Below are 12,031 nucleotides of genomic sequence, written 5' to 3'. Positions count from 1 at the left end.
GCGCTTTCTATGTATTTTTTTATGTTATAATATAAAAGTAGAACTTCGTAAAGAGGGTTAAAAAATGAATATAAACATGATTAACAAAGTAATTGAAGCATTAAAAGTATATGGCTTTCAGGATGTATCATTCTGTGAAGACACGAAGCAATTTTTATTTCATAACGAAACCGATATTATGAGCGGCTATGCAGAAATAACATATAGTAGTCAATTCGAAAAATTTAACTTACAAATTCATCCAATTGAAACGCATCACCAAGCAGAGTTACAAGAGGTTGAAAGACATATACAAGCTTGCATACGAAAAGTAGAGTATTTAAATGCACTTCTTACTGGACAAACAAAGCTAGATGATAAAATTATTATTATGTAAAAAAAGAACGTGAAGCTATCACGTTCTTTTTCATTATACGTTCATTTTCCCCTTCAGCTGTAATCCTGTAACAGATTCTAATACATCCATCGCTTCTTCAAACGTCATATCAAAAATTGTCTTCTCTTCTATATAGGGAAACTGTCTAAAGCGCTTTTCTAACATTTTCACTGCATCCGATGTGAAGTTTGCGCTATCAATGCCAAATTCTGTTTCAAGAAGCACAATCCAATCTAACACATGAAAACCTAATCCATTTACGAATGAAATAAGTTTTTCTTCTGGCTGTGGAGATAAGAATACGTTTCGCTCCAGCTCACTGAAAAGTTCTTCTCCTAAAATTCCTGCTAACTCATCATCATGTTCGCGTTCAATAATCTCTTCATAACCGTAATCATCAACAAGCTCTTCTACTTCTTCACTATCCGCAAAAAGCAATTGACTAAGAATTGCATCTTTCTTAAATTCACTGTTTTGTACAACCTCTAAAAAACTTGTTTCCCATCCATTTTCTAATTTCATATTTATAACTCCTTTATATGCTTTACTTATAATAACTGTGCCCAAAATAGCCTAATGGTAACCTTCACTCTTTTTTTGCAAGAAATATTTCTCGCTGCATTCCCACGTCTAACATTCCACTTTATTCAATATATATGAGACAAGCCCCTCAATTTCTCCTTCGAAAATATCAACTTCTCGTAAATGGTAGAATGTCGTTTGCAACTCATTGCCCTTGTGATATATATAAATTTTCTTTTCTAAAGCAATTGCCATCCCTAATTCTGTATGACTTCCATTCCCACCCTCTAGTATGAGTAAGAAAACATCAGCTTCTCGTATCGCTTCTTGTTCTTCTTCACCAATCTTTTGCAATTGTTCTCTATTGGTTGCTCTTTCATTTTTCGTCCAATCATATGTATGCTACCATCCCACTTCTTTCAACTGGCTTGATACGAAACGAACAAGATGTTTATTTTGAAATCCTGAAGCAATATAAAATTTCATTTATATTCACTCCTTAAATATGTATGGGGAAACTCCTTTTTTAGCGTTAATGGGATTTTTCCAAAAAAAATCCCCATCCTTCGAACTTATTTGCGTTTCAATGATGGGGTGCCTCATGATCTTCTTTTATTTTTTGTTTTTTATAACTTTCATCAGCTAACATTTCTAGTTCAGCTGTTATTTCTGATTTTTCAAGCTCTCGTTCTTGTGAAAATTTCCGTGAAATATAAACAATAACACTACCAACGTACAACACAAAGCATATAATAAGTGCAGTATTTTCATAGAGACTTAGCTCCAACACAGTCACTCCTAATCCATTCGTATTTTCACGCTTAATCAATTGGAATTTCCCTATTAACCATTTGTTACCCCGCATTAACGGGCAGTAAGACCCCCACCTCAAAATTCAGCGAAAACAAAGAAGTTAGGTGTGGGATTAACTGCCCGTAAAAGCCCGATTGGTGAGGGCTAATAATCAGTGGGGATGACCCCCACTGATTAAAGTTTCACTTTATTGTAACATAAAAATATCAATTCTTGGAATCTTTCATCCTACTAAAAAAGACATGATTGTTTAATCATGCCTCTGAAATATGTTGAATGATAGTTTTAATCGCTTCTTTCCCATTATATTTTTTTAATGCTGTTTTATACGTCTCATTATTATGAGATAGCTCTTCTATATGCTTTATAAGTGAGTTCACCGTTACATCCTCTTCATATAATACCGATGCATACCCTTGTCTTTTAAAGGATTCAGCATTTAAAATTTGATCTCCACGGCTTGCAAATTTCGATAACGGAATTAACACCATCGGCTTTTGCATTGTTAAAAATTCAAAAATCGCGTTGGATCCCGCACGTGAAATAACAAAATCTGTTGCTGCTAATATATCCGGCAACTCTTCATGTACATATTCAAATTGTCTATATCCTTCTTTATTTTGTAAGGATTCATCAAGATTTCCTTTTCCGCAAAGATGCACAATTTGATAATTTTTCAGAAGATCTGGAAGTGCCGATCGAACCGTTTCATTAATTTTCTTTGCGCCTAAACTTCCTCCCATAACAGTAATAACTGATTTCTTCCGGGAAAACCCTAGAAACTTTAAACCTTTTTCAAGATTTCCTCTTAGTACGTCTTCACGTACAGGCGATCCTGTATATATTACTTTTTCTTTCGGTAAATGTTTCGCTGCTTCTTCAAATGTAACAAATATTTTCGAGGCAAAACGGAGCGCAATTTTATTTGCTAGTCCAGGTGTCATATCAGATTCATGTAATAAAACTGGCACTCTATTTAGCCACCCTCCTATTACGACTGGTACGGATACGAAACCACCTTTTGAAAAAATAACATCCGGTTTTAGTTTACGAATTGTTACGTACGCATCCATAACACCCTTCATCACGAGAAAAGGATCTTTTATATTTTTCAAATCAAAATAACGACGTAGCTTCCCGCTTGCAATACTATGGTATGGGATTCCTTCTTTTTCTATAATCGTTTTCTCAATCCCTTGATGAGAACCAATATAAGAGATATCCCAGTTCTGCTTTTGTAAATGTGGAATAATTGCTAAATTAGGTGTTACATGCCCGGCCGAACCGCCACCTGTAAAGACTATTTTTTTCATACGTCTCCCCCTTCTACACTATAGTACACTAAAATACCTTGCCTCAGGGTGAGAAAATACCATAGCCGTTACAGACGCTTCTGGCTCCATCATAAATCCTTCTGTTAATGAAATACCTATTTCTTCTGGATGAATTAAGCGAAATAATTTTTCTTGATCAGCAAGTTCTGGGCATGCTGGATAACCAAATGATACGCGTATTCCTCTATATTTTGTACGGAATCTCTCTTCCATCGTCAGTTCAGGTGAATCTAGAATTCCCCAACGATCACGAATGAGCATATGTGTTTTTTCAGCAAGTCCTTCTGCTAATTCAAGTGCTAACGACTGAATCGCATGACTGCGTAAATAATCTCCCTTCGCCTTCCATTCCTCTGCAATATCTCGAACCCCTTCTCCAACGGTAACAGATAAGAAAGCGACATAATCCATCTCATCTCCAATCGGGCGTATATAATCTCCTAAAGTACGGTATGGTGCTTTCCCTTGTCTCGGAAATTCAAATCGCTCTATAATACGTGTGTGATCTTCCGGATCGTATATAATTATATTTTGTCCATCACTTTGCGCCGGGAAAAATTGATACACCGCTTTTGGGCGTAACCAAGATTGTCCTTCTTGTAATAATTCATCAATTAAATCATTTAGCTCATGTGCTCTTTTATCCCCTTCTTGCAAGAGTTTTTTTACGTTTCCTTTTAACCCAAGATGGTGTCCAATTAACATTTGTCTATTTAAAAACGGTGCAAGATGAAGGGCAGGAATATCCCGTAATACAACTCGTTTCGTCGAATCTGGCACTATAACAGTTGCTTTTGGCAACGGCTCAATAACTGCGGGAATTTCTATTTTTTTCTCCTCTTGTTTCACAATATGAAGATGGCGTTCCTTTTTATCTCGCTTCATCTTTTCACGTTCTTCTTCTTTTTGTAATTTGTTAATAATATCAAGACCTGTCATTGCATCACTTGCATAACATACGAGCCCTTTATAAGATGGAGAAATACGATTATCTGTAAATTTCCTCGTTAGTGCTGCACCACCTACAACAATTGGAATATCAATATTCGCTGCTTTTAAATCTTCAGCAGTCGTTACCATTTGTTGCGCTGATTTTACTAACAAACCAGAGAGGCCAATAATATCAGGTTTCTTTTCTTGTACTTCTTGAACAATTCGATCCGAACGAACATTAATTCCTAAATTAATAATTTCATATCCGTTATTTGATAAAATAATTTCAACAAGGTTTTTCCCAATATCATGTACGTCTCCTTTAACAGTCGCTAATAATACTTTCCCTTTTTTTGCACTCTCACTAGATTCCATATGTGGCTCTAAATAACTTACGGCAGCTTTCATACTTTCAGCACTTTGCAATACTTCAGCAACGATAAGCTCATTACCATTAAATAATCGCCCCACCTCATCCATTCCTGTCATAAGCGGCCCGTTAATAATATCCAGAGGTTTTCGTCCTTCTGTAAGCGCGAGACTTAGATCTTCTTGTAGTCCTTGCTTCGTACCTTCTACAATATAATTTGCCAGTCGTTCATCAAGTGTTAGCGTTTCTTGTATAACGACATCTTTCTTTTTGGCAACACGATAAAAGTTTGTAAATTTTTCTAACGTCTCTTTCGTCGTTTCAAATAATAATGCATCCGCAAGACGTTTTTCTTCCTCTGGAATGAATGCATAGCGTTCTAATTTTTCCGTATTAACAATCGCATAATCTAATCCTGCTTTCGTTGCATGATATAGAAAGACAGAGTTTAATACTTCACGTCCAGCTGGTGGTAAACCAAAAGATATATTACTCACACCTAGAATCGTTAAACATTCTGGTAACGCTTCTTTAATAAGACGAATTCCTTCTATAGTCGCTGCCGCTGAACCTATATATTCTTCATCACCTGTTCCTACAGGAAACACAAGCGCATCAAAAATAATATCAGATGGGCGTATACCATACTTTTTCGTTAGTAATTCATAGCTTCTTTTAGCAATCTCTATCTTTCTTTCTGCACTAACTGCCATACCATCTTCATCAATTGTCCCTACAACTATCGCAGCACCGTATTTCCGAAGAAGGGGTGTCACTTTTTCAAAACGTTCTTCTCCATCCTCTAAATTAATAGAATTGATAACACCTTTTCCTTGAATATAAGTAAGAGCTTTCGCCATAACATTTTCATCTGTTGAATCAATCATAATCGGTACTTTTAACACTTTCGTAACTTCTGCCAAGAATCTTTCCATATCTTCTATTTCATCACGATCAGGGTCCGCCATACAAATATCAATAATATGAGCATTCTTCTTCACTTGCGCTCTTGCCACTTCAGCAGCCTCTTCAAATTTCCCTTCTGCTACTAATCTTTTAAACTTACGCGATCCAATTACATTCGTCCTTTCTCCAACAAATAAAGGCCTCATAGAATCATCGTATTGCAACGCTTCTAGTCCACTAATTCCATGTCCAACCCTTTCATGATGCTCACGAGGGTTAATCGAGGCAAGCGCCGATTTCATTACACGTATATGTTCTGGTGTTGTGCCACAACAACCACCAATAATATTAATCCATCCTTCTTCAGCAAAACGTTTTACTTTTTCAGCAAGTGACGCTGGAGATTCGTGATAATGCCCATCTTCATCAGGAAGACCAGCGTTTGGATAACACGAAATATAACACTCCGATAAATCAGATAGGGAACGTATATGTTCCCTCATAAATTCTGGACCAGTAGCACAGTTTAATCCAACCGATAATGGCTTCATATGCTCTACCGATAAATAAAAGGCTTCGATCGTTTGACCCGCTAAAGTCGTTCCCATCGGTTCAATTGTTCCAGAAATCATAATAGGTACTATTTTGTTTAGTTCTTCAAACGCCGATTGAATTCCAATGTACGCAGCTTTCACATTACGCATATCTTGACTCGTTTCAACGAGTAATACATCAACTTCTCCTCTTAATAGTCCTCTCGCTTGCCTTGTATAGGCTTCAATTAACTCTTCAAAAGTCACACCACCTGTAACACTAATCGCTTTCGTCGTTGGTCCCATCGCTCCCGCAACATACACTTCTTTCCCACTTTCTTTAACCGCTTGCTTCGCCAAAAGCGCTGCCCTTTCGTTTAACTCTTCATCTAAATGAGACAATGCATAATCACTTAATACAATATTTGTTGCACCAAACGTATTCGTTTCAATAATATCTGCTCCAGCTTCAATGTAGACTTTATGAATATTTAAAATAACATCCGGTCTTGTTTTTACTAAATATTCATTACAACCTTCGTATTCTTCTCCTCCAAAATCTTCCGCTGTTAAGTCTTCTTGCTGAATCATCGTTCCCATTGCACCATCTAATATTAAAATTTCATGTTGTAATCTCTCTTCTATTCGTTTCATCAATTAATACCTTCTTTCACTTCTTGCTTTTCTCTCACATATTTCACGAGATGTTCTGTAATTTCATATTTTAAAAACGGTGTAATAAGATAAATACCGTTAAAGTATTTCATCGCCGCATCGATCAACTCTTGTGAAATACGAATCCCTTCCTCTATGGCTGCATCTTTCGTTTCATGTCCATCCATTCTTTGTCTTATCTCTTCAGGGAGAGTAATACCCGGCACTTCAAAATGAAGAAAATCTGCGTTCCGCTTACTTACTAACGGCATAATTCCAATAAAGATAGGTTGTTCCAAATGCTTTGTCGCTTCATATACTTCTTCTATTAAAGCAACATCATATATCGGCTGCGTTAAGAAATATTCAGCACCAGCATCAATTTTTCGTTCCATTCGCTTGACCGCTGCTTTTAAATGCCTTACATGAGGATTGAATGCACCTCCAACAGAAAATCTTGTTGCCGGACCAATTGATTTCCCTAAAATAGAGCGTCCGTCGTTCATCTCTTTAATCATTTTAATGAGCTCTATCGATGACAAATCATATACAGAAGTTGCACCTGGGAAATCACCAACGCGCGCTGGATCACCAGTTAAAGCTAGCACTTCCTCCATACCTAATGCTGATAATCCAAGTAAGTGAGACTGTAGTCCAATGACGTTATGGTCTCTACACGTTAAATGCGTCAATACTGGAATATCATGCTTCGTTAATAATGCACCCATAGCCATATTCGAAACACGAGGAGATGCTAATGAATTATCTGCTAGAGTAATAGCATCCGCTCCAGCCCTTTTCAGTGCTCTTGCCCCTTCAAAAAAACGCTGCGTGTCTAACGTTTTCGGTGGATCTAATTCCACTACAACTGTCGTTTGTTTCTTTGCCTTTTCTGCTAGAGTAACATGAGCTCTCGAACGCTTCTCATGTGTATGGACCACTTTAGGCCTTTGAATCGTCTCCTTTGCTATTACAGGTGCAACATTTAGAGTAGCACGTTTCATTCCTTCAATATGTTCCGGGGTAGTACCACAACAACCACCTAATAAACGAATACCTTGTTCAATAAATTTCGGTGTCATTTCTTCAAAATACGCTGGACTTCCCTCATATACGTAACGCCCTTCCACATAATTCGGGAGACCTGCATTCGGATATGCTGATAAATAGCCATTTTGAGGAATCGATATCATTTTGAAAGCTTCCGTCATGTGAAGCGGGCCTAGTTGACAGTTCACCCCAACAACATTGGCACCGTAATCTAAAAGCTGTTTTAATATTTCATTGACATCATTCCCATTTTGAGTCGTACCTGCCTCATGTAACGCTAACTGAGCAACAATCGGAATATTCGTTTGTTTACGCAATACTTTAACCGCATGCAATAATTCAAATTCATCATAAAAAGTTTCTAATAGTAATCCATCAACCTGTTCTTCTAGTAAAGCACCTGCCTGCTCAAGTAACATAAATTCTCGCTCTATATCAGTCGTTGTAACAGCACCAATATGTTTCATACCTCCAATTGTCCCTAAAATTGCATTCCGATCTGTTACTGATGCTTTCGCAATATTCACTGCCGCTTTATTAATTTGGACAACTTGATTTTCTAGACCATACATGCGGAGTTTCGCTTCATTCGCACCATACGTATTCGTTTGAATAACATCCGCTCCAGCAGCTACATATTGTTTATGGATCGATATAATTAAGTCCGGGTCAGACAAATTCAATTCTTCAAAACTACTTTGTAAACCATGCGAATGTAATAACGTTCCAACCGCACCATCACCTATTACAATTCCTTTTGATAATAAATCTAGTAATTTCACGAATCTCCCTCATTTCTATCAATATAAAAACCCCCTCTTCACTTTGAAGAGGGGGACATAATTGTTCCTCCTCTTATTATGCAAAACACACGTTTTGCAGGTTTTAGCACCGTTTCAAACATTTAGTTTGAAGGTTGCCGGGTTTCACAGGGCCTTTCCCTCCACCGCTCTCAATAAGAGTTTGTCTTTATTATTTTATTTATGTAGCTAAAAGGAAATACGTTCCCCTTTTAACAATGTTTGTTAATTTTTTATAAATTTAGCACGCACTAAAATAAAAGTCAATGACACTTGCGGAAAAATAAAAATTATTTAAAATAAAGTTGCAATTCAATTATCTTTTGTTGTAAAGTTAAAACCATAATAAAATTTCATACGAACATTCTTATCTAGAGAGGTAGAGGGACTGGCCCTTTGACGCCTCAGCAACCATTAACATTCATTCGTTAATAAGGTGCTAATTCCAGCAAATTGTGAAAGATTTGACAGATGAGAAGAAGACTCTATTCAATCCGAAAGCCTTCTTCTTAGAAGGCTTTTTTTATTTTCACTTAGTCGTTCACTTTAAAAAGGGGGAATTTTCACATGTCAACAATCGAAACAAAACTAGCACAAATCGGGAACCGTAGCGAAGCTACAACAGGAACGGTTAATCCACCTGTTTATTTCTCAACTGCTTATCGTCACGAAGGAATTGGTAAATCTACTGGATTTGACTATTCAAGAACTGGAAATCCAACTCGCGGCCTTTTAGAACAGGCAATTGCAGACTTAGAAAGCGGTGAGCAAGGGTATGCCTGTAGTTCAGGAATGGCGGCTGTTCTCCTTGTCCTTTCACTATTCCGTTCCGGAGATGAGCTTATCGTATCTGAAGACTTATACGGGGGAACATATCGTCTATTTTCCGAACATGAAGACAAGTGGAATATTCGATGTAGATACGTAGATACACAATCTATTAAACAAATTGAGCAAGCAATCACATCTCAAACGAAGGCTATTTTCATAGAAACACCGACTAATCCATTAATGCAAGTAACTGATATCGTAAGTGTAGCAAGTGTAGCGAAAAGGCACGGACTACTTCTTATTGTAGATAACACGTTCTATACACCTTATATACAGCAACCATTAACAGAAGGTGCAAACATCGTCCTTCATAGCGCAACTAAATATTTAGGCGGTCATAACGATGTACTAAGCGGACTTGTCGTTGCGAAAGGGAAATCTCTTTGCGAGGAGCTTGCTCATTATCATAATGCCTCTGGTGCTGTCTTAAGCCCGTTTGATTCATGGCTATTAATTCGAGGCATGAAGACTTTAGCACTTCGCATGAAACAGCATGAAGAAAACGCTCATGCAATTGTTGCTTATTTAAATGATGAAGATGGTGTGACAGATGTATTTTATCCAGGAAGAGGTGGTATGATTTCATTTCGCCTTCAAGATGAAACTTGGATTAATCCTTTCTTACAATCTTTATCCTTAATTACATTTGCTGAAAGTCTTGGCGGTGTCGAAAGTTTAATGACTTATCCAGCAACGCAAACTCATGCCGATATTCCAGAAGATGTTCGAACAGCACGTGGTGTGTGTAATCGTCTTCTCCGTTTTTCAGTCGGCATCGAAAATAGCAACGACTTAATTCGAGACTTAAAGCAAGCAATTAAACTTGTAAAAGAAGGTGTAAGAATATGAGTTATTCCATAGATACGCTTTTACTGCATAATCAATACAAGCATGACACACACACAGGAGCTGTTAACGTTCCCATCTATAACACATCAACATTCCATCAGTTTGATGTAGATGCTTTCGGAAAGTATGACTATAGTAGATCTGGAAATCCAACACGTGAAGCTCTTGAAGATATCATTGCTTTATTAGAAGGCGGGACAAAAGGATTTGCCTTTGCATCAGGCATTGCAGCCATTTCTACTGCATTTCTCCTTCTTTCACAAGGTGACCATGTTCTTATTTCAGAAGATGTATATGGAGGCACTTATCGAATTGTTACTGAAGTTCTCTCCCGTTATGGTGTTTCACATACATTTGTTGATATGACCAATGTGGAAGAAGTAAAAGAAAACATTAAACCAAATACGAAGCTCTTTTATGTAGAAACACCTTCTAACCCACTTTTAAAAGTGACAGATATTCGTGCTGTTTCTAATCTTGCAAAATCTATTGGTGCTCTTACTTTTGTTGATAATACATTTTTGACACCACTATTTCAAAAACCGCTTGATCTTGGCGCTGATGTCGTTCTTCATAGCGCTACAAAGTTTATTGCTGGTCATAGCGATGTCACCGCCGGATTAGCTGTCGTAAAAGATGAAGAACTCGCTCAAAAGCTCGGCTTTCTACAAAACGCTTTTGGTGCTATTTTAGGACCGCAAGATTGTTCTCTCGTGCTTCGCGGCATTAAAACATTGCATGTACGTCTCGAACATTCAGCTGCAGGTGCCAACAAAATCGCACATTTTTTACAAGAGCACTCTAAAGTTCAAAATGTCTATTACCCTGGATTACAATCACATCTTGGCTATAGTATTCAACAAACCCAAGCAACATCAGCTGGGGCTGTTTTATCTTTCACCTTACAATCCGAAGATGCACTGCGCCAATTTTTATCAAAAGTTAAACTACCCGTTTTTGCGGTTAGTCTAGGAGCTGTTGAATCTATTCTTTCATACCCAGCAAAAATGTCACATGCAGCTTTATCACAGGAAGCACGTGATGAAAGAGGGATTTCCAATTCATTACTCCGTTTATCAGTTGGTCTTGAAAATGTTAACGATTTAATATCCGATTTCGAAAATGCTCTTTCTTATGTAGAAGAACCTGTAAATGCATAAAGGGAAGAAACGAAGCTGTGTACGAATAATAAAACTCTTCAAGAAATAAAATAGTTGTTTAAAAAGCTGAACTCTAGAATAAATGACTGATGACTTGATTATTCTAAGATGTATCAGTTACATCCAAACATTTCATTATCATCATAAAGAAGCTGATCATAATCAGCTTCTTTTCTTTTAACCTGTTATATATTCTATATATAACATTATAATTCCTTTGTCATATTATTTTAAAAATTTTGTATATTCATTTGAAAGAATAAGAAAATCATGATAAAATTGTGTTACGAATATATCTATATCTTTCAATTTTTGAAACGCATCAAAATTTTCACTCAAAAATGTCATTTTACAAAACTGTGCAAATTTATCTATTTTATTTACATCAGGGTCTCTTTTCTTACAATTTCTTTACTTTAGGACTTTTTTTCTGCAACAACTGTTTTCTTTTCTTTGATTTTTTGGTATGTATAGTATGGTATAACAGCTCACACGGAGGTGGAAAAGAACATGTTAGAAACCTTTCAAAAAGAAATAGAACTATATGAAAGCAATGCAGAATTATTGAAAGTGCTTGCTCATCCTGTTCGCTTATGTATTGTAAAGGGATTAATTGAACGTGGCCCAAGCAACGTTTCTACAATGTACACAGGCTTAAACATGCCACAATCTACAATTTCACAGCATTTAGCAAAGTTAAAAAGTGCTAAAATCGTTTCTAGTGCAAGAAAAGGATTGGAAATTTACTACAAAGTAGAAAACGAAACAATCATTCAACTCGTTCGCGTATTATTAGGTTAGGGACCTATAGACAGAGAAAAAGAGTGTATTCTATATTTTTCATCTCATGTCTTTAATATAAATATATATCATGAGAGAAAATATATAATGCTACATAAT

Annotated in this window: 9 protein-coding genes, 1 pseudogene and 2 riboswitches; of the genes and pseudogenes, 4 read left to right on the top strand and 6 right to left on the bottom strand. The window is 36.7% G+C overall.

Going from position 1 to position 12,031, the window contains the following annotated elements:
* Positions 1-64 precede the first annotated feature (64 nt).
* Entirely contained in the window at positions 65-376 is a 312-nt protein-coding gene (locus JFU54_RS10495; RefSeq protein WP_201064368.1) for a hypothetical protein, read from the top strand.
* 33 nt (positions 377-409) lie between these two features.
* Here the strand turns inward: JFU54_RS10495 and JFU54_RS10490 are convergent, their stop codons facing one another.
* From JFU54_RS10490 to JFU54_RS10465, 6 genes and pseudogenes are all read right to left on the bottom strand, one after another.
* Positions 410-898, bottom strand: coding sequence for a hypothetical protein (locus JFU54_RS10490; RefSeq protein WP_002015119.1), 489 nt, complete (start codon positions 896-898; stop codon positions 410-412).
* Positions 899-1,006: 108 nt separating this feature from the next.
* Positions 1,007-1,384, bottom strand: a pseudogene (locus tag JFU54_RS10485) (nucleoside 2-deoxyribosyltransferase).
* A gap of 97 nt (positions 1,385-1,481) precedes the next feature.
* Positions 1,482-1,724, bottom strand: coding sequence for a DUF3966 domain-containing protein (locus JFU54_RS10480; RefSeq protein ID WP_085960924.1), 243 nt, complete (start codon positions 1,722-1,724; stop codon positions 1,482-1,484).
* 241 nt (positions 1,725-1,965) lie between these two features.
* Complete coding sequence (locus JFU54_RS10475) at positions 1,966-3,024, bottom strand: undecaprenyldiphospho-muramoylpentapeptide beta-N-acetylglucosaminyltransferase (protein ID WP_002067149.1); 1,059 nt, start codon at positions 3,022-3,024, stop codon at positions 1,966-1,968.
* A gap of 18 nt (positions 3,025-3,042) precedes the next feature.
* Positions 3,043-6,441, bottom strand: coding sequence for a methionine synthase (gene metH, locus JFU54_RS10470; RefSeq protein ID WP_201064367.1), 3,399 nt, complete (start codon positions 6,439-6,441; stop codon positions 3,043-3,045).
* Complete coding sequence (locus JFU54_RS10465; protein ID WP_201064365.1) at positions 6,441-8,273, bottom strand: bifunctional homocysteine S-methyltransferase/methylenetetrahydrofolate reductase; 1,833 nt, start codon at positions 8,271-8,273, stop codon at positions 6,441-6,443. Before JFU54_RS10465 ends, metH begins: the two co-directional genes overlap by 1 nt.
* A 70-nt stretch (positions 8,274-8,343) precedes the next feature.
* A riboswitch (SAM riboswitch) is annotated at positions 8,344-8,453 on the bottom strand.
* Positions 8,454-8,655: 202 nt separating this feature from the next.
* Positions 8,656-8,769: riboswitch (SAM riboswitch) on the top strand.
* 89 nt (positions 8,770-8,858) lie between these two features.
* On the opposite strand from JFU54_RS10465, the gene JFU54_RS10460 reads away from it, so the two are divergent.
* The 3 genes from JFU54_RS10460 to JFU54_RS10450 all read left to right on the top strand — a co-directional run bounded on the left by JFU54_RS10460 (position 8,859) and on the right by JFU54_RS10450 (position 11,932).
* Complete coding sequence (locus JFU54_RS10460; RefSeq protein ID WP_002015129.1) at positions 8,859-9,971, top strand: methionine biosynthesis PLP-dependent protein; 1,113 nt, start codon at positions 8,859-8,861, stop codon at positions 9,969-9,971.
* Positions 9,968-11,131, top strand: a complete 1,164-nt coding sequence (gene metC / locus JFU54_RS10455) for a cystathionine beta-lyase (RefSeq protein ID WP_131246337.1) — start codon at positions 9,968-9,970, stop codon at positions 11,129-11,131. Before JFU54_RS10460 ends, metC begins: the two co-directional genes overlap by 4 nt.
* Before the next feature lie 510 nt (positions 11,132-11,641).
* On the top strand, positions 11,642-11,932 hold the full coding sequence (locus tag JFU54_RS10450) for an ArsR/SmtB family transcription factor (RefSeq protein WP_201064363.1): 291 nt from the start codon (positions 11,642-11,644) through the stop codon (positions 11,930-11,932).
* The last annotated feature ends 99 nt before the right edge of the window (positions 11,933-12,031 follow it).

It is taken from the genome of Bacillus sp. TH19, from assembly GCF_016651075.1.
Classification (GTDB): Bacteria; Bacillota; Bacilli; order Bacillales; family Bacillaceae_G; genus Bacillus_A; species Bacillus_A mycoides.
This window is presented reverse-complemented; position numbering and strand designations above follow the sequence as displayed.